The 19,350-nt window shown below is 46.3% G+C and carries 16 protein-coding genes; all 16 read right to left on the bottom strand.

The features are described from left to right. Positions 1 to 23 precede the first annotated feature (23 nt). Complete coding sequence (hemB, locus tag JOD82_RS27585; protein ID WP_069011262.1) at positions 24 to 1,022, bottom strand: porphobilinogen synthase; 999 nt, start codon at positions 1,020 to 1,022, stop codon at positions 24 to 26. Between the two features lie 48 nt (positions 1,023 to 1,070). Then, positions 1,071 to 2,627 (bottom strand): uroporphyrinogen-III C-methyltransferase, encoded by a 1,557-nt coding sequence (cobA, locus tag JOD82_RS27580; protein ID WP_209950329.1) that lies wholly within the window; start codon positions 2,625 to 2,627, stop codon positions 1,071 to 1,073. 4 nt (positions 2,628 to 2,631) lie between these two features. Next, positions 2,632 to 3,558, bottom strand: coding sequence for a hydroxymethylbilane synthase (gene hemC / locus JOD82_RS27575; RefSeq protein WP_209950328.1), 927 nt, complete (start codon positions 3,556 to 3,558; stop codon positions 2,632 to 2,634). Position 3,559: 1 nt separating this feature from the next. Next, the gene (locus JOD82_RS27570; protein ID WP_069011260.1) at positions 3,560 to 4,207 is read right to left on the bottom strand and encodes a precorrin-2 dehydrogenase/sirohydrochlorin ferrochelatase family protein; all 648 of its coding nucleotides are present in this window, start codon (positions 4,205 to 4,207) and stop codon (positions 3,560 to 3,562) included. Between the two features lie 8 nt (positions 4,208 to 4,215). Further along, positions 4,216 to 5,043, bottom strand: a complete 828-nt coding sequence (ccsA, locus tag JOD82_RS27565) for a cytochrome c biogenesis protein CcsA (protein ID WP_029518408.1) — start codon at positions 5,041 to 5,043, stop codon at positions 4,216 to 4,218. A 16-nt stretch (positions 5,044 to 5,059) separates the two neighbouring features. Next, positions 5,060 to 6,454 (bottom strand): glutamyl-tRNA reductase, encoded by a 1,395-nt coding sequence (gene hemA / locus JOD82_RS27560; protein WP_209950327.1) that lies wholly within the window; start codon positions 6,452 to 6,454, stop codon positions 5,060 to 5,062. A gap of 249 nt (positions 6,455 to 6,703) precedes the next feature. Beyond that, a complete protein-coding gene (gene speD, locus JOD82_RS27555; protein WP_025365654.1) occupies positions 6,704 to 7,102 on the bottom strand; it encodes an adenosylmethionine decarboxylase in 399 nt (132 codons plus the stop codon). 268 nt (positions 7,103 to 7,370) lie between these two features. Next, positions 7,371 to 7,958, bottom strand: a complete 588-nt coding sequence (locus JOD82_RS27550; protein WP_029518406.1) for a hypothetical protein — start codon at positions 7,956 to 7,958, stop codon at positions 7,371 to 7,373. 287 nt (positions 7,959 to 8,245) lie between these two features. Beyond that, on the bottom strand, positions 8,246 to 8,857 hold the full coding sequence (gene yihA, locus JOD82_RS27545) for a ribosome biogenesis GTP-binding protein YihA/YsxC (protein ID WP_029518405.1): 612 nt from the start codon (positions 8,855 to 8,857) through the stop codon (positions 8,246 to 8,248). An 18-nt stretch (positions 8,858 to 8,875) separates the two neighbouring features. Next, positions 8,876 to 11,212: an endopeptidase La gene (lon, locus tag JOD82_RS27540; protein WP_023989969.1), complete on the bottom strand. Its 2,337-nt coding sequence runs from the start codon at positions 11,210 to 11,212 to the stop codon at positions 8,876 to 8,878. A 110-nt stretch (positions 11,213 to 11,322) separates the two neighbouring features. Further along, complete coding sequence (gene lonB / locus JOD82_RS27535; protein ID WP_029518404.1) at positions 11,323 to 13,050, bottom strand: ATP-dependent protease LonB; 1,728 nt, start codon at positions 13,048 to 13,050, stop codon at positions 11,323 to 11,325. A 218-nt stretch (positions 13,051 to 13,268) separates the two neighbouring features. Beyond that, complete coding sequence (ispG, locus tag JOD82_RS27530) at positions 13,269 to 14,387, bottom strand: flavodoxin-dependent (E)-4-hydroxy-3-methylbut-2-enyl-diphosphate synthase (RefSeq protein WP_025718670.1); 1,119 nt, start codon at positions 14,385 to 14,387, stop codon at positions 13,269 to 13,271. 110 nt (positions 14,388 to 14,497) lie between these two features. Continuing rightward, entirely contained in the window at positions 14,498 to 15,754 is a 1,257-nt protein-coding gene (clpX, locus tag JOD82_RS27525; protein WP_013311623.1) for an ATP-dependent protease ATP-binding subunit ClpX, read from the bottom strand. Between the two features lie 12 nt (positions 15,755 to 15,766). Then, positions 15,767 to 16,357 (bottom strand): ATP-dependent Clp endopeptidase proteolytic subunit ClpP, encoded by a 591-nt coding sequence (gene clpP, locus JOD82_RS27520; RefSeq protein WP_016324659.1) that lies wholly within the window; start codon positions 16,355 to 16,357, stop codon positions 15,767 to 15,769. Positions 16,358 to 16,768: 411 nt separating this feature from the next. After that, positions 16,769 to 18,082: a trigger factor gene (tig, locus tag JOD82_RS27515; RefSeq protein ID WP_028541569.1), complete on the bottom strand. Its 1,314-nt coding sequence runs from the start codon at positions 18,080 to 18,082 to the stop codon at positions 16,769 to 16,771. Between the two features lie 143 nt (positions 18,083 to 18,225). Beyond that, positions 18,226 to 19,134, bottom strand: a complete 909-nt coding sequence (locus JOD82_RS27510; protein ID WP_176715714.1) for a hypothetical protein — start codon at positions 19,132 to 19,134, stop codon at positions 18,226 to 18,228. Positions 19,135 to 19,350 lie beyond the last annotated feature (216 nt).

Raw genomic sequence — 19,350 nt, 5'->3', positions numbered from 1 at the left:
ACTCCTATCTTCTGAAAATAGACTTATTGCTTCAACCATCTTGCCGCATCCTTGGCCGAATAGGTAATAATCATATCTGCACCCGCACGCTTCATACTTGTCAAAATCTCTAGCACCATTGCTTTTTCATCAATCCAGCCTTGAAGAGCCGCTGCCTTGACCATGGCATATTCACCACTAACGTTGTAAGCCACCATAGGCAGATCAAATTGATCCTTAATCGTGCGCATTACGTCAAGATAAGAAAGGGAAGGCTTCACCATCAGCATATCTGCCCCCTCCAGCACATCAGATTCTGCTTCTCGCAATGCTTCACGTGCATTAGCAGGATCCATCTGATAGGATTTGCGGTCACCAAACTGCGGCGCAGAATCTGCGGCCTCCCGGAAAGGACCGTAAAAAGCAGACGCATATTTGACGGAATACGACATAATTGGAATATGTGAAAAGCCTTCTAGATCCAACCCCTGCCGAATCGCCTGTACAAAACCGTCCATCATATTAGATGGCGCGATAATATCTGCACCAGCTCTGGCCTGAGATACAGCTGTACGTACCAGCACCTCCAGAGATTCATCATTCAATACCTCACCGCATACCTCACCATCATGCTCATGCATGTGCACCATACCGCAGTGTCCATGGTCCGTAAACTCACACAAACAAGTGTCAGCCACAACCAGCAGTTCGGGATAACGCGACTTGATCAGACGAGTAGCTTCCTGAACAATACCATCGTCCACAAAAGCCGAAGTCCCTACGCTGTCTTTGGTTTCTGGGATGCCAAATAGGAGCACAGCGGGAATGCCGAGCTCACTAATCTCTTTCAGTTCTTCCTCCAGCCGATCCAGAGAAAAACGGTATACACCTGGCATAGAGCTAATTTCCTGTTTCACCCCAGTGCCAAATGTTACGTAGATCGGTTGGATAAAATCAGTGGGATTCAATACGGTCTCACGCACCATACTGCGGATTGCAGCCGACTGGCGCAAACGGCGATGTCTGGTAAAAGGAACACTCATGATTACAAACCTCCATTTTTTATACATTCATTAGTAAAAACAAAAAAATTATAATGTCATAACAGTACTTGAACGTTTCCACTCACACAACGATTGGATCAGACTTTCAATGGTCGCCTTCTCTGACATAAAACTTACAGTCAAGCCGGCTTGGGTAGCTGTCTCACCGGTCAAAGGACCTATCACAGCAATCGTAACTCCCTCCAGCAGCGACACCGGATCATGGATCCCCATTTGTCTGAGGGCTTCTAAGAAAAAGGTTACAGTTGAGGAACTGGTAAACGTAATCGCATGAATGGCACGCTCCTGAAGCAGCTTGAGAAGTTCATCATCCTGTGTGTTGGCTGCTAGCACCGTTTGATACAAATCAGCCTCGGTCACATGAAGTCCCATCTCCCTCAGCTTTTCTGGCAGCCACGGCCGAGCTAGATCACCTCTTGGGAGAAATACGTTCTGCCCTGCCTGCAAATCCTGCTCAAATCCTTCGAGCAAGCCCTCTGCCTGAAATGGGCCCTCGATCTGTTCTGCCACAATTCCGTGCGTCCGAAGCGCGGCTGCTGTAGCCGGTCCGACTGCGGCAATACGCGCTTTGAACAGCATACGTACGTCCTTGCCCTGTTCCTTTAAGTGCGTGAAAAAGTATTCCACTCCATTAACGCTGGTAAAAAACACCCAATCATATTCTGGCAGTCGCGCAAATGCCTCTTTAATTTCCTGTTTGGTTGGCTCGTCCGAAGGGGCGACCGTCTGAATAACTGGAAATTCATAAGGCTCGCCACCAAGCTCTTCTATCCGATGGACCAGACTGCTGGCCTGCGCACGCGCGCGAGTAACCAAAATTCGCTTGCCAAACAAAGGCATGTCCTCAGCCCATTTTAACTGTTCACGTTGATTGACCACTTCTCCGACAACGATGACGGCGGGAGGCTGAAAATTCGCAGCCTTCACCTTAGCTTCAATATCCGCAAGCGTACCCACCAGCGTATCCTGCTCGGCACGGGTTCCCCAGCGGATCAAGGCAACAGGAGTATTTGATGGCTTGCCGTGTTTTATCAGCTGTTCACTGATATAGCCAATCTTTGCTACACCCATCATAAAGATCAGTGTGCCCGTTGCGTTCGTCACTTTATCCCAATGAATACTTTTGTCGAGTTTATCCGGACTTTCATGACCTGTAATGATAGATAGCGATGAGGCCATATCCCGGTGTGTGACTGGAATCCCCGCATAGGCGGGCACACTGATTGCTGATGTGATGCCGGGTATAATTTCATAGGAAATACCATGTTTACGCAGTAGCCCGGCTTCCTCGCCGACTCGTCCAAATATAGTAGGGTCTCCCCCTTTAAGACGAACAACTGTTTTTCCTTCCAAGGCCAAATCCACCAACAGCTGATTAATTTCCTCTTGCTTCATAGTGTGACGATCTGGCAACTTTCCAACATATATTTTTTGGGCCCCTGGCTTCATCAATCCCAAGAGGCGCGGGCTTGCCAGTCTGTCGTACACAATGACATCGCCCAATTGAATGCATTCCCAACCCTTGACCGTAATTAATCTTGCGTCTCCGGGTCCTGCACCTACCAAATATACTTTTCCTGCCATGCTATCATCCCCTCACCTGCGCCAGAATCTGTTCTGCTCCTTTGGCTATCAAACTGGCCGCCACCGCTTCTCCCAGCTTTTGCGGATCATTTCCCTGGAGCGTTTCCTTCAAAATAACCTCGCCATCTGGCGAGCCTACCATGCCCGTAAGGCTGATTTCTTGACCAGCCCAGACGGCATGAGCCCCGATCGGCACTTGGCACCCCCCATTTAACACGCCCAAAAAGGTTCGTTCTGCCGCAACGGTAGCCGAGGTATCCCGGTCGTTGTAAAGGCGCAGCAAGGCCAATAGCTCTTCATCACTCGCGCGACATTCAATACCCAGCGCTCCCTGCCCAACCGCCGGCAAACAGTCTTCTTCCGGTATATAGGATGTAATTCGATCTTTCCAGCCCATCCGATGCAAACCTGCTGCCGCCAAAATGATAGCGTCAAAACCTTCCGTCTCCAGCTTTTTCAGACGGGAATCAATATTCCCACGCACAGGCTCCAATTGTAGATCAGGTCGCATGGACTTGATTTGACTGGCTCTGCGCAGGCTACTCGTGCCCACCTTTGCCCCTTGAGGCAAATCCTCCAGGCTCTCGGCGCCCAATGTGATCAGGCAATCACGTGGATCCTCACGACGCGGTACAGCGCCGTTGACAAGCCCTTCCGGCAATTCGGAAGGCATATCCTTCATACTATGTACTGCCATATCAATCTCACCAGCCAGCATGGCCTGTTCAATCTCTTTGACAAAAAGCCCTTTGCCACCCACTTTGGACAAGGTTACATCCAATATTCGATCACCCTTGGTCAGGATTTTCTTTACGACAAATTGCAAATCCATTCCATGCTCCGCGCATAGCGCGTTCAAATCTTCAATGACATGCCCGGTCTGAGTTAACGCCAGCGCACTCTGTCTGCTGCCTACCACAATTGTTCGCATGTTATTCCTCCTGATTTTGCGCAATCCACAGGTCTATTTGTTGTTCGGTCCAAGCCATAAATTCATGACGGCGTATTTGATCCAAAATTCCGCTACTCGCCAAGCGCCTCAGTAGTTTAGTCCTTTGCTGTGGGGAACTTATCTTACGTTTGATGATCTGTCGCATATCGTGCATGAAATCCAGATATGGCTCGTATTCGCTACCAAACAACGTATCCAAGGCTGATGTAATATCAGCGGTCACAGCGGGGCCTGCCCCTTCTGTAGAGATACTAATCGTCAGTCTCCCTCGTCGGATGATGCCCGGCGTTATAAAATCTCCCTCTTCCGAGCGATCCGCCACATTTACCAGTATACCCCTTTGTCTGGCCTCATGCGCAACCTTATTATTCACTTCTCTCTGGTTCGTAGCGGCATATACAAGAAAGGCTCCCTGGAGGTCACCCTCGCGATATACGCGATTTACCCAGTGGAGCTGCTTGTGATCGGCCAGGACCTGTAAATCCGGCGTTATATTCGGGCTAATGAGGGTAATGGACGCCCCACTTTCCATCATCCCCTTAACCTTTCGTTCCGCAATCCTGCCGCCGCCTACAATACAACAGATCTTATTGTTACAATTCAACGAAATCGGGACAAAATGCTGCAAATGGCTTTTCACTCTCCCGTCCACTGATGAAATACAGACCAGGAATTCAGCAAAAAATTAAGAATCAATAGCGTGTAGCCCACCAATGCCCACTTTGCCATCACAAGCCCTGAACGCTGATTCAATCTTTTGCTCACTAAAAATATAATATACACACACAGGGCAATCGCTGTCATCAGCACCTTGGTATCTAGCAAGAGAAGCCAGCGTTCCTCAGCAATAATAGAAATAACGGCAACTACAATAGAGACTCCCAGCAAAGGAGTACCAATCAACAGCGCCATATGCGTATACCGATCCATCATTTCCAGACTCGGCAGGCGTCTGATCGTGTCATTCCATTTCTTTACTTTCAATTTACGATGCAAAAACAGATATAACCCCGAAAATACAGCTGCTACCGTCATCGCTACAAAACCAAGATTAGCCAGCGCAATATGAATCAGGAGCAGCCCATGCACGGTATGCCAATTTCCAAGTGGATTGTCGAGAGGCTCCATCCATATATTGTTGAGCACCAGCACTGCAAAACTAATAATATTAAGCAGCAATACCGCAAATTCGGAACGCTGATAACGTGTCAAAATCAAAGAAATCAGCACTAAAATAACTGAAAACAGAAATAGAAAATCGTAGGTCACGAAAATAGGAAGGTGCCCTTCATTCCAGGTTCTTATCCCCATATAAGCAAGCTGGAGCACCAGAACGACAACAAGAAGCCCTGTACCTGTCCGTTTAGCATTCGCATTGCGACGAATCCCATCCGAGAATACAAACAGAAGGCTCAGGGCAAAAACATAAATCATTGAATCATATATAAGCATGCCTGAAGCCACGTCTGTTCACCCACTTTTACAGGCTGGCCGGCGCAAACGACGCTGGCAAAGCCTGAGCCTGAACGGTTTTTTCATGAACACCGGCTTCCGGTTTTATTAACGCAGATGCATCGCTTTTATCTACTTTCTGAGCGGCGTCATCCAAACGATCCTCCAGAGCAAAAATGTGGCTAAACATGTCTAGGGCCTCATTTCCCTGTTTTTGGACAGCCAGTTCCTTTACCCGATTGATCGGATCATGCATCATCTGGTTCAGCATACTCTTCGTCAAACGGCTAATCACTTTGCGTTGCCGTTCATCCAGCTCGGGAAGCTTATTGAACAAGCTTTCCAACGTATCCTGATGTACAGACTCCGCTTTTTCCTGTAATGCACGAATCACCGGACGCACTCCCATCGTTTTCAACCATTGATAAAACTCGCTAAGCTCATCTTCGATCATATGCTCGATTTTTGTAGCTTCGGTACGGCGCATTTCCAAATTGCTCTCCACGATCCCTTCCAGATCATCAATATCGTACAGGAAAACATTCTGTAATTCACCAATAGCCGGGTCGAGATCACGCGGAACCGCAATATCAATCATAAACAAAGGACGGGACTGTCGACGTTTCATACTTGCTTCAACCCGAGTCCGATCCAGAATATACCCATGGGCACCTGTCGAGCTAATAACAATATCCACGTCCGCCAACCGATTCATGCCTTCCTCCATCGTAACCGGCGTTCCATGGAACTTGGAGGCAAGGTCTTCCGCACGGGACAAGGTTCGGTTGGCTACAATAACCTCGGCTGCTCCGCCGCTGTACAAATGCTTAACCGTAAGTTCGCTCATTTTACCAGCACCGAGAATCAGTACCTTTTTATCGGTAAACATCCCGAAAATCCGTTTGCCTAGCTCAACTGCTGCATAGCTGACAGATACGGCACTTTCTCCAATAGATGTCTCTGAATGGGCACGCTTGCCCAATGTGACGGCCTGCTTAAACAACATATTAAACCACGTTGCCGTAATTTTCTGGGATTGAGCCTGAAGAAAAGCGTTCTTTACCTGTCCCAAAATTTGTGTTTCTCCGATTACCATAGAATCAAGACCACAAGTCACACGGAACAAATGCCGAATCGCCTGCTCGTCCTCATATATATATAAATGTTGTGTAAATTGATCACGCGGAATGCCAAACCATTGCTCCATAAAACTGCGTATAAAATAGCCGCACATGTGAAGGCGGTCCACTACAACATATATTTCAGTCCGATTGCAGGTTGCGACAACTACGCCCTCCAACACACTTTTGGTAAGTTTGAGTTGCTCCAGCGCTTTTGGCAAATCTTGTTCTGCAAATGTAAAACGCTCTCTGACTTCCACAGGCGCCGTACGATAATTCAACCCAACAACGACGATGTGCATTGCAAATTCACCTGCCTAAACTGTAATAAGAATATCCACTGTTATCATAAACTATGTTAATTATATCACAGAAGTCCGAATCTCCTCCGGCTGTTTTATGAATTGTTTATGAAAATTGGATGACTTTCATGAACATCTAGCACGTTCTGTATGATTTGATTTAGTGTAGACCACTTTTAAAACAAATAACCATGGAAATGTTCCATGGTTATAATATAGGACGCACAAATGGCTCCATAAAAGAACGATTTACACTAACTCAGCCAGCTTGCACTCTGGTGATTCCACCTGAAGTTCTCCCAAGCCGCGAATCAGCTTTTTCGCATATGTTTTTTTCGGTTTTAGAACGGATACCAGGTAATCAATAGCCAGCTGCGGATCGACAGTCTCACCGCAAGTATAACAATCAATAGCGGCAAACCCTCTCTCAGGATACGTATGAATAGAGAGATGACTCTCCGACAACAGTACAAGCACGGTAGCTCCCTGTGGTTCGAACTGCTTGGATTGAACGGACATCACCGTTGCTCCGCAAGCTTCAGCTGCTTCAACTAATTGAGCCTCCAAAAACTGCGCATCATTCAGTAATTCAAACTCAACACCCCAAGTATCTACGGCAACGTGTCTTCCGAAAGTTGAGTACTCCAATTCCATCTTTCGGTTCCCCCTTCCTAGGAATAAAATGTTTGGAAAAATTTCATCCGCTAGGACCTACGTCATTCACTTCCCGAGGGAATAACCTCTCGCAACATTCAATGTCCTGAGTGAATCCTGGTTCCTATATTTCATTTTCAACGAGATTAAAAATAACATCTATGTGCAGCAAATGCAATCATTTTTTCGGAATAAAAAAGCCTATTTCGGTAAAGAAAGGGACTACACGGCATAACGATTCATTCCATATATTCATGCCTTATTAAGCTTCCAGTGCAAATAATTTTGAGCAACTCATTCGAAGCTTGTGGTCAATCTGTTCCAACTCCGAGAAAGTACGCGCCAAATTCCGCTGGTCAAGCAACGAATTAATGAGATGATATACGTCAGATATTTCATTTTCGACGTTCTGATGCTGAAAAAGCTGTTGCAATTCCTGCACCGTATTTTTATATTCGAATACCAGCCTGGAGCCTCCGGCATTCTTCTCCATAATTTTACGAACCGTACCTTCATTATAAAAATACACCATAGTGAATCCTTGATACATTCGGTAAACGATGCCTTCGCCCTTAAAACGAACAAAAAGTTTGCGTATAAACAGGGTTAGTTGCGGATGAATTAAGCGACAAGTCAATTCACACACAAACGCTCCCTCTTTGGCTTCAAAAAACAAATGAACTTCCTCACCCGCACTATGCTCCAGAACGATTTCCTGTCTTCCGTTATCTAGAACTTTAATATAGTAATGCACCTGGGGATCATCCACTGCCCGCAAAAATTCGTCCATTTGGGTTTCCGACAAGGTCAAAGTGGTTTTAACATACTCTGTGGCTAACCGCTGAGCCATACCCATCTCCTCAATTCTTTCCTGAACCTATAAGTTTAAGCTTTAAATTTATTATACACCAGACCTAAAACGCTTTTCTTGCACATCAAATTATAAATTCCCGCCATACATCGGAAATAAACGGAAAATAATGGGGTTGAGACTGCATTATCCCCCATATACTCACTTTTCGGCTTAAAATCCACGAGTTCTTTTTGTTATTATATATTATTCCCACCTATTTAGTAAGTTTATTTTCTTGAAGCCCGAACCATGAAAAAAGGACGTCCTCAAGGACGTCCCTAACCTTACAATTCCGTCTGCTCTTCTTCGTCATTCTCTATATAGCTGGAGATGACAGACCACAGCTCTTCCTTGCCCATACCTTCTTCGGATGAAAAGGGGATAAACAATCCCCCGGGAAGTATTCCGAGTTCCTGCTTGATTACCTTGTAATGCTTTTCTCGCCGCGTTTTAGGGATTTTATCTGCCTTCGTGCCTACAACACATACGGGAAGCCCGTTATGACGCAGCCAATCATACATCATGATATCGTCCTTGGACGGCGGATGGCGCAAATCTACCATTTGAAGCACCAGTTTGAGTGGCTCACGCTCCAGCAAATAAGACTCAATCATCTGCCCCCAAGCCTTGCGGGACGTTTTGGATACTTTGGCGTAACCGTAACCGGGAAAATCGACAAAATAGAGATCATCATTAATCCGGTAATAATTGAGTTGCTGGGTTTTACCTGGCGTAGAACTGGTACGCGCCAAATTTTTACGGTTAATCAACCGATTAATCAATGAAGACTTTCCTACATTGGAGCGCCCCGCCAGAGCAATCTCTGGCAAAGCGTCCACAGGAAACTGATCGGGACCAACCGCACTTATTATAAATTCTGCTTTTGTTACTTTCATTGTGTCCTTAATTCCTCTCTAATGTACCCTTGCCTGCTCAACCAAAGCATGCTTTAGCACCTGATCCATATGGGCAACGGGGACAAATTCAACATCCTGCCGGATACTGTCGGGAATATCCTTCAAATCCCGTTCATTATCTTTGGGAAGCAGAATTTTTTTGTAGCCTGCCCGGTGGGCAGCCAGCGACTTCTCTTTTAAACCACCAATCGGCAATACACGGCCGCGCAGAGTAATTTCGCCCGTCATAGCCACATCCTTGGATACATGACGGTTGGTCAAAGCTGAAATTAACGCGGTAGCAATAGTAATTCCCGCAGATGGACCATCCTTCGGAATCGCACCCTCAGGAATATGAATGTGGATATCATTTTTCTCATAAAAGTCCAGTTCAATGCCCAGATCAACTGCTTTGGAACGGGTGTAGCTGAATGCCGCCTGTGCAGATTCCTTCATAACGTCTCCCAGTTTACCCGTAAGAATCAGTTTACCGCTACCAGGTACGACCGTCACTTCAATCATCAGTGTTTCACCACCGACCTCTGTCCATGCCAAGCCTGTAACCGTACCGATCTGATCCTCCAGTTCTGCAACACCGTAACGGAATTTAGCGATACCCAGATAATCCTTCAGATTATCCGGTGTGATTTGAATTGGTCCTTCGCCACCAGATACAACGGACTTCGCCGCCTTGCGGCACAGAGAAGCCATTTGTTGCTCAAGATTCCGCACACCGGATTCACGCGTATATTCGCGAATGACACGCAGTAGCGTATCCTCCCCGATAACCAGTTGTTCCTCGTCCAAGCCATGCTCTCTCTTCTGCTTGGGCAATAGGTACCGATTGGCGATTTCCAGCTTCTCCAGTTCGGTGTAGCCAGGAATATAGAGCGTCTCCATCCGGTCCATTAGCGGACGCGGGATGTTGTGTGCAGCATTGGCTGTCGTTACAAACATCACATTGGACAGGTCAAACGGCAGCTCGACAAAATGGTCACTGAACGTATTGTTTTGTTCAGGATCAAGCACTTCGAGCAATGCCGCCGATGGATCTCCTCGAAAATCGGAAGCCATTTTATCAATCTCATCCAGCAAAAATACTGGATTAGACGTTCCTGCGGTCTTCATCCCCTGAATGATTCGCCCCGGCATCGCACCAACATAAGTCCGACGGTGACCACGGATTTCCGCTTCATCCCGCACACCTCCGAGAGAGATGCGGACAAATTCCCGACCCATAGATTTGGCAATCGAACGGGCCAACGAGGTCTTGCCGACCCCTGGCGGACCCACGAGACACAGAATCGGTCCCTTAATGGTCTTCACCAGCTTGCGTACAGCCAAATACTCCAATACACGCTCCTTGGGTTTATCCAATCCGTAGTGGTCGTTATTAAGTACCTCTTCAGCTTTGACGATATCCAGATCATCATCGGTAAACTTGTTCCATGGCAAGCTTAACAACCAATCCACATAATTACGGATGACGCCACCCTCGGCAGAGCTTGCCGGCATTTTTTCCAGACGATCGATTTCCTTTTCGACCTTCTCCTTCACCGGAACAGGCAACTCCAGTTCACTTAGCTGGTTGCGCAGTTCTTCAACTTCTCCCGCGCGACCTTCCTTCTCGCCAAGTTCCTTCTGAATTGCCTTCATTTGTTCACGCAGATAATACTCCTTCTGCGTCTTTTCCATCTGCTTCTTCACACGCTGGTTGATTTTACGTTCCAGCTCCAGTACTTCACGCTCATTGTTCAAAATATCCAGAAGCTTCTCCAGACGCTGAGTAACGTCGATCGTCTCCAGTATATCCTGTTTTTCCTTAATTTTGAGCGTCAAATGACTTGTGATTACGTCTGCTAGCCGTCCCGGCTCCTCAATATCCGATACCGCAGCGAGAGTCTCCGGTGTTACCTTTTTGGACAAGTTGATATAATGCTCGAACTGAGTTAATACAGTGCGCATTAGCGCATCCGTCTCAGGCTGTACGTTTTCTGCCTCGTGCAGCTCCTTCGCCATTACCTCGTAATATTCTTCATTGTCCGTATATTGAATAATCTCGGCGCGTTCCAGCCCTTCCACCAATACTCGAATGGTTCCATTAGGAAGTTTGAGCATCTGGCGTACCTTGGCTACCGTGCCGACTCGAAAGATGTCCTCTTGTGTAGGTTCTTCAATATTTACTTCTGATTGAGAACACAGGAGAATCAAATTGTCTTCAACCATCGCTTTTTCCAAAGCCTTGACCGATTTTTCCCGGCCCACATCGAGATGCAGAACCATACTCGGGTAGACCAGAAGCCCTCTTAAAGGCAGCAAAGGAAAACGACGACCTTTTGTCTTGGTGGGTCCCATCGCTTTCGCACCTCCAGTGATTCTCAGGTTCCGGATTTTACAATCCTCAAGTTGTTATCTTTCATATTTTATCAAATGTTTTATGAAAAAACCAATGAAAGGGTGGTTCATCAGCAAGATCCTGTATCTGATATCGTCCCGTTATGCGTTCCATCAGCCTGTAACAAGGAAGATTGGGATGGGCGAAAAGTCTCAATTGGCGCATGTACAGGCGAATCCGACGTTATCTCTTCCCCGAACACATGTCGGAACACTTCGGTAACCGACTGTACGGGAATGACTTTTAAACCCTCAATGCTGTCAAAAAGAGCTTGCCAGTTGTCCTGCGGAATGATCACTTTTTTGGCTCCTGCCTGAAAAGCGGCTTCAACCTTGGCTAATACACCACCAATCGGTTTGACACGACCATGGATGCTAATTTCGCCAGTCATTGCAATTTCATGATCCACCGGAATTCCCCGCATCGCGGAAGCAATGGCTGTTGCCATCGCAATTCCTGCGGACGGGCCATCTACCGGCGTACCCCCAGGGAAATTGATATGCAAATCGTAATTCGACGGAGACAATCCGAGCGTACGCAAAACGGTTAGAACATTTTCTACAGAACCTTTAGCCATGCTCTTACGGCGCAGTGTACGGGACCCGCCTCCGATTTCTTCCTCATCCACAACCCCCGTAATATTATAGCTGCCCTTTCCCTCAGGAACCGGAACTGCTGTAACTTCAATTTCAAGCAGCATCCCCATGTTCGGGCCATATACAGCTAATCCGTTAACGAATCCGATTTGCGGCAAGCCTGGTATTTTTCGGTCAGGACGCGGTTGAATTTGACTACTGCCCGCTACCCATTCGACGTCGGAAGCATTGAGACATTCCCTTTTCTCGGTAAGTGCCAAACCAGCAGCCAGCTGGATCATATTGACCGCCTCCCGACCGTTCGTTGCGTAACGCTGTACAACTTCTACCGCCTCAGGACAAGGGCCAAAGCCTAGCTTGTGGACAGCATCCTCTGCAATACGAGCAATCTCCTGTGGCTGCAAGGCACGGAAATAAATCTCCATGCACCGGGAGCGAATCGCAGGTGGCAGTTCATGCGGCGAACGGGTCGTCGCACCCACCAAACGAAAATCGGCTGGCAAACCGTTTTGGAAAATATCGTGGATATAAGCAGGAGTATTCGAATCTTCCGAGTTGTAATACGCACTCTCCAAAAATACCTTGCGATCCTCTAGTACTTTCAAGAGTTTATTCATCTGCGTTGGATGCAGCTCACCAATCTCATCAATGAACAGCATCCCCCCATGCGCCTTCGTCACAGCTCCGGGTTTAGGTTGTGGGATACCCGCTACCCCCATCGCTCCTGCCCCTTGATAGATTGGATCATGCACTGAACCTATCAGCGGGTCCGCAATACCGCGCTCATCAAAGCGGGCCGTCGTAGCATCAATCTCCGTGAATTTGGCATCTCCCTTGAACGGAGAGGACAGATTCTTCTTAGCCTCTTCCAGCACAACGCGTGCAGCAGCTGTCTTCCCTACACCCGGCGGGCCATAAATAATGACATGCTGCGGATTCGCACTACATAACGCAGCCTTGAGCGCGCGCAGTCCATCCTTCTGACCCACGATATCCTGTAATGTGGCAGGACGTGTGCGTTCAGCCAACGGCTTGGTAAGTGAAATAGAACGCAATTTGCGTAGCTTATCCAATTCCTTGCGGGATTCCCGATCCACCGCACTACGGTTCGTTTTCTGGCTCCGCAGGAGGTTCCAGAAATACAGACCAATAACAATCCCGAAAAACATTTGCACCAATAACAAAATCATAGTCAAGTCCATCGTATTTCCTCCGTTTCTCATCTCAGCAATTTTAAAAATGCCGCTCTATGAAAAACAGTATTTCCTTTTCCGCGATAGCTAAACGGCGGTCTTTCAAAAGATCAGAGAGAAATACAAAAACACCGCGAAGAACAGTTCTGTAGCAGAGCTGCTCTCCACGGCGTTTAAATGATGACAATAGATTATGACTATGCCTCTTTATAATAACTGCTTTTTGCCTACACCTTCTCGGCGGTATGACGTTCTTCACGTCCAGGTATTTTCCCTGTTTCCTCATATGCTTTGACGATGATATCAATTTCTTTTTTCAATTCGTCCACCATATCAGCCTCAGGTACTTTGCGAATCATTTTTCCATAACGGAACAAAAGGCCTTCACCGCGCGCTCCGGCAATTCCAATATCAGCTTCCTTCGCTTCACCCGGGCCATTTACTGCACAACCCAGTACTGATACTTTAATCGGTACCTTGAGTTTTGCAATGTAGTCTTCTACCTCGTTGGCAATAGAGAACAGATCAATATCCAGACGTCCGCAAGTCGGACAAGAAATCAGTGTAGCTGCGTTTGTGATTAATCCAAACGTCTTGAGCAACTCACGAGCTACCTTCACTTCTTCCACCGGATCAGCACTAAGTGAAATACGCATTGTGGAGCCGATGCCTGATGCTAGCAAAGCGCCCATACCTGCCGCGCTTTTAACTGTACCCGTAAAGAGTGTACCCGCTTCGGTAATACCCAGATGGAGCGGATACTTAATAATTTCAGCGGCCTTCGTATAAGCAGCAATCGCCATAGGAACATCAGACGCCTTCAGTGACACGATAATGTCATGGAAATCAAGCTCTTCCAGTATCCCGATATGATACAGCGCACTTTCTACCATCGCTTCTGGTGTAGGGTAGCCATACTTATCAAGTAAATGCTGTTCCAATGACCCGGCATTCACACCAATTCGAATCGGAATCCCTTTTTCCTTACATGCCTTCACAACAGCTTCCACTTTTTCACGTCGTCCTATGTTACCTGGATTAATGCGAACTTTATCAATCCCATTTTCAATTGCCAGTAGAGCCAGCTTGTGATTAAAGTGAATATCTGCAACTAGCGGAATATGAATCCGTTTTTTAATTTCCTTAATGGCTGCGGCAGCTTCCTCATTGTTGACGGTAACCCGCACCAGTTGACACCCGGCTTCTTCCAAGCGAAGAATCTCGGCTACAGTTGCTTCCACATCTGCTGTTTTAGTTGTACACATGCTTTGGATGATGACTTCATTGCTGCCGCCAATCGTCAGATTCCCGACTTTAACGGGACGTGTGTCTTGTCTTAAGAACATGTACTTTTCTCTCCCATTAACGCCAAACCTCCACCCCTTAAAACCTCATACAGGTTTAGTGAAGTGGAGATCCGGCTTCTCATGTTTTAGAGATCGCGAAGTATCAATCCTTAGGCGCTCTCTTCTTGTTTTTTATCCTTATCTGTACCACCGAGTTCCGGTGCGATTTTGTCTTTTACAACCTGCTCATTGATGACGCAAGTAGTCACATCCTCACGGGAAGGAACCTCATACATTACGTCCAGCATAATACCTTCGATGATCGCACGAAGGCCACGGGCACCCGTGTTACGCTTGATCGCTTCACGAGCAATGGCTTCCAGAGCATCTTGCTTAAACTCCAGTTGCACATTATCCAGCTCAAGCAGCTTCTGGTATTGCTTGGTTAACGCATTTTTCGGTTCGGACAGAATACGAACCAATGTGTTCTCATCAAGCGGCTCCAGCGTAGAAATTACTGGCAAGCGTCCTACAAATTCCGGTATCAGACCGAATTTCAAAAGATCCTCAGGCAATACCATTGAAGTATATTCGCCTGGTTTCAGATCTTTTTGTTCGCTGGTAGCGTTGAAGCCGATAACCTTTTTACCGATACGGCGTTTGATCATTTGCTCCAGACCATCAAAGGCACCACCACAAATGAACAGGATATTCGTGGTGTCAATTTGAATAAACTCTTGATGTGGATGCTTGCGACCGCCTTGAGGTGGTACAGAAGCAACCGTGCCTTCCAAAATTTTAAGCAACGCCTGCTGTACACCTTCACCCGAAACGTCACGCGTAATGGACGGGTTTTCGGATTTGCGGGCTACTTTATCAATTTCGTCAATGTAGATAATGCCGCGTTCGGCTTTTTCTACATCATAATCGGCAGCTTGAATCAGTTTCAGCAAAATATTTTCAACGTCTTCACCCACATAACCTGCTTCCGTAAGGGAAGTGGCATCTGCGATAGCAAAAGGAACGTTCAAAATTTTAGCCATGGTTTGCGCAAGCAACGTTTTACCCGAACCTGTAGGTCCAAGCATCAAGATGTTACTTTTTTGCAGTTCCACATCATCAATTTTGTTTTGAGTATTAATTCGTTTGTAGTGATTATATACCGCTACAGACAACGATTTTTTCGCTTGATCCTGACCAATAACATATTGGTCCAGAATGTCACGGATTTGCATTGGTTTCGGAATGTCTTTCAGATCTACTTCTTCTTCATGACCCAATTCCTCTTCTACAATCTCCGTACACAACTCAATGCATTCGTCACATATATATACGCCCGGTCCGGCAACAAGCTTGCGAACCTGATCCTGAGATTTACCGCAGAAAGAACATTTCAATTGTCCTTTTTCATCATTAAATTTAAACATAGAGCCACCCCTTTACAGATTAATCGGTTTAGACAGCACCTGGTCAATGATACCGTATGCTTTTGCCTCTTCCGCTTCCATGAAGAAATCCCGGTCAGTATCACGTTCGATTTTTTCGAGGGGCTGACCCGTACGCTCTACATAGATTTGATTCAGCTTAGCACGTGTTTTGATAATCCAGTCCGCATGAATCAGCATATCGGAGGCTTGCCCCTGAATGCCACCAAGTGGCTGATGAATCATGACTTCACTATTGGTAAGCGCGTATCTCTTACCTGGCGCACCCGCTGTTAGCAGCAACGAACCCATACTTGCAGCCATGCCTACACAGATCGTCGATACGTCCGGCTTAATGAATTGCATTGTATCATATATACCCATGCCCGCAGTTACAGAACCGCCTGGCGAGTTAATGTACAAATTAATATCCTTCTCTGGATCTTCCGCAGAAAGGAACAATAGCTGTGCAATGACGAGATTGGCGACATCGTCATCAATCGGGCCACTTAGGAAAATAATACGATCCTTAAGCAACCGCGAGTAAATATCGTAAGATCGTTCTCCTCGATTCGTTTGTTCCACAACCATAGGGACGAGACTCATCACGACCAACCTCTTTTCTTTATTAAAATGAACACCTGTATTCATCCGCTTCCTTATGTCCCATTAAAACGGAAGCAGCAAGCATGAAACGTGAACACCTTACAAAATATTTTAACATGTTCAGAGTCTCGTGTCATATTTGCATGCGCTCATATATGCAGTGCGGGCTATTTACAGTACACTCTGCCGAGACCTTCTCATATTTAACCATGTTTCGTATGTATGTGCAAATATACGGTAGTGACTTATGTAAAACAAGAAAACGCGACTCACAGCACTTTCCATAAACGACTAAAATTTGGGTTATCAAAGGTAAAAATAAGGCACGTAACTTTCACTACGTGCCTTATCCCTATCTAATTACTACGTTTCAGCTTGTTACAGCATACTCCGTATATTTTATCGTCTGAATTACTCAGCAGCTTCAACTGGCGCTTCTACTTCTTTGCTGTTTTCCACCAACAAAGCAATGGTTTTGCGCAGTGAAATTTCTTCTTTCAGGTTAGCGAACGAGCCGTTACCTTCCAGAATGCTACGGATTTCTTCAACTGAACGTTTGTAAGCTTCAGCCATGTTTTTCAGTTCTTCATCAATTTCCGCTTCGGAAACTTCGATGTTTTCTGCTTTAGCCACTTGCTCCAGCACGAGGTTGTTACGTACGCGCTTCTCAGCATCAGCTTTCATTTGCTCTTCCAGGTCTTCCTTGCTTTGACCAGAGAATCCAAGGAACATTTCAAGGTTCATACCTTGGCTACGCAAACGGTTGTCGAAATCGCGAACCATGTTTTGCACTTCGCTCTTCACCATTGCTTCAGGAATGTCGATTGTTGCATTCTCAGCAACTTTCTCCACTACAGCACCCTCGCGGGCTGCTTTAGCTTCGTTTTCCTTACGATCCAACAATTGCTTTTTCAAGTCTTCCTTGAATTCAGCCAGTGTGTCAAATTCGCTTACATCTTTAGCAAATTCATCGTCCAGTTCAGGAAGAACTTTGCGTTTCAGTTCGTGAACTTTCACTTTGAATACCGCTTGTTTGCCAGCGAGGTCAGCAGAATGGTAGTTCTCAGGGAACGTTACTTCAACGTCCTTGGAATCGCCAGTGTGCAAACCAACCACTTGCTCTTCAAAACCAGGGATGAATGTGTTAGATCCCAGTTCCAAAGAATACTTCTCAGCTTGTCCGCCTTCGAATGGTACACCGTCCACGGAACCATCGAAGTCAATAATAGCTGTATCACCGGATTGAGCAGCATCTTCATCAACGACAACCAGTTCAGCATGACGTTGTTGCAGGCGCTCCAGTTCTTGAGCCAGTTCTTCGTCGCTTACTTCGAGTTTGCTTACAGGCACTTCTACGCCTTTGTAATCGCCCAAAGTCACTTCAGGTTTAACAGTAACCTTTGCTTTGAACTTGAAAGATTCGCCTTTAGCAAATTGATCAATTTCAACGTCAGGGCTGTCAACCGGGAAGATGTCCGTTTGCTCTACAGCTTGGCTGTAAGCTTCTGGCAACAGGATGTCAATTGCATCTTGGTACAGACTTTCAATACCATAGCGTTTTTCAAAGATAGGACGTGGTACTTTACCTTTACGGAATCCTGGTACACTTACTTGTTTTGCCACTTTATTAAAAGCTTTGTCGAGTGCAGCGGCTACACGATCCGCGTCAACCTCAACTTCAAGAACCCCAAGGTTCTTCTCTATTTTCTCCCAAGTTGCTTTCATTTTATGCTTTCCCCTCCAACAAAATCTTCACTTAGTTTTCATTACAATCAACGCACACAAAATAACCACTATAGTATATCTAACATTACTGTCTTTTTCAAGAGCAGCCCTTTGAATGCTTCACAGGTAAACGTTTCCGGTCACTAAGGAGTGTGCATTCCCGCCGCTACGAATAGTCGCATCGACCGATACGCCTGCTCAAAACGGAAGCGCAACGCATCTGTAATACCATATATAGCACGGGTTTCTTCCTCATTATTATTACCGTTCAAACTTTCCGAAACGGTCTGATGGAGTGCTGCGGCCCAAATATCCGGCATTCCGTCCTCTTCCACCAACATGGATCTATAATCATTCGTACCGTATACTGCCATCACAAACTGTGACCACAACTCCTGTGCAAAATAGAATAGTGTAGGCTCGTGCACCTCAGTCTGATCAGCCACCCGTTCCAAAATACGCATAATCGACTCTGGAAAATCACCAGGCTGTAACGGAACCGTTTCAATGTCGATTTCCGCTTGTTCATCACCCCGTCTGATTTCTATCGTCCCTTCCATTCCGCGTCGTCGCATTGTCTGTAGAACACGGAATTGAAGTAAAGGATGGATTTCCCGGTCCATAATCCAGCGAAGCAAGGCATCGTCGATTTCTGGCAGTTCCAAATAGGACAACTGCTCCAACGCTAAAATCGTCTGTTCGGATAAGGGTTCATCCATAGCCATCCGCAACAGCTTGTTGCCGTAGCCCGCATCCTGCTCCTGCTTAAAGCGTGCATGACGGCGAGCTAACTCTACTTCACTGACCTCTTCTTCCACAGCGTCCGTTATCGCCCCGCTGTCAGCGTGCTGTGGAAATGCAGCTTCCAGCCATTGTAATAGAGCGTTCCATTCATCGTATTGCTTCTGCTCCTGTCCCTGACACTGCATTAAAAAACGCAGCATCGCCATCGCCTCTCCGTAACGTTCGTTTTCAAGCATCACAGTAAGTTGGATTTGATAATAGTCCAGTGTCTTCGGAAACAATACAATATTATTTTCTTTTGTCGTCACCTTGGAGTCCTTTATTCAAGGCACCCCCTCTCCTTCACAAGCTCAAGTATTTGTAGATTATATGAGAAATAGTAGCCGAAGTCCAACCACTCGTCTTACACATATTCACCTGTATTCTAACATACCCTTTTATAAGGCAAAAAAAACTACGTCTACTCAGAATTTATGCTGTATAAAGCCTAAATAAGCGATATATGCAAAATAAGACTTGAATTT

It is taken from the genome of Paenibacillus sp. 1182, from assembly GCF_017833915.1.
Lineage (GTDB): Bacteria > Bacillota > Bacilli > Paenibacillales > Paenibacillaceae > Paenibacillus > Paenibacillus polymyxa_D.
The sequence above is the reverse complement of the archived record's forward strand: the minus strand, read 5'-3'. Positions and strand labels throughout refer to the sequence as shown.

Bases quoted from the DNA above. Each gene is read 5' to 3' on its own strand.
- yihA (WP_029518405.1), bottom strand. From the start codon at position 8,857: ATGAAAGTAACAAAAGCAGAATTTATAATAAGTGCGGTTGGTCCCGAT.
- JOD82_RS27550 (WP_029518406.1), bottom strand. From the start codon at position 7,958: ATGGCTCAGCGGTTAGCCACAGAGTATGTTAAAACCACTTTGACCTTG.
- hemC (WP_209950328.1), bottom strand. From the start codon at position 3,558: ATGCGAACAATTGTGGTAGGCAGCAGACAGAGTGCGCTGGCGTTAACT.
- lon (WP_023989969.1), bottom strand. From the start codon at position 11,212: ATGGGACCCACCAAGACAAAAGGTCGTCGTTTTCCTTTGCTGCCTTTA.
- ispG (WP_025718670.1), bottom strand. From the start codon at position 14,387: ATGTTCTTAAGACAAGACACACGTCCCGTTAAAGTCGGGAATCTGACG.
- hemB (WP_069011262.1), bottom strand. From the start codon at position 1,022: ATGAGTGTTCCTTTTACCAGACATCGCCGTTTGCGCCAGTCGGCTGCA.
- clpX (WP_013311623.1), bottom strand. From the start codon at position 15,754: ATGTTTAAATTTAATGATGAAAAAGGACAATTGAAATGTTCTTTCTGC.
- clpP (WP_016324659.1), bottom strand. From the start codon at position 16,357: ATGAGTCTCGTCCCTATGGTTGTGGAACAAACGAATCGAGGAGAACGA.
- tig (WP_028541569.1), bottom strand. From the start codon at position 18,082: ATGAAAGCAACTTGGGAGAAAATAGAGAAGAACCTTGGGGTTCTTGAA.
- cobA (WP_209950329.1), bottom strand. From the start codon at position 2,627: ATGGCAGGAAAAGTATATTTGGTAGGTGCAGGACCCGGAGACGCAAGA.
- hemA (WP_209950327.1), bottom strand. From the start codon at position 6,454: ATGCACATCGTCGTTGTTGGGTTGAATTATCGTACGGCGCCTGTGGAA.
- lonB (WP_029518404.1), bottom strand. From the start codon at position 13,050: ATGGACTTGACTATGATTTTGTTATTGGTGCAAATGTTTTTCGGGATT.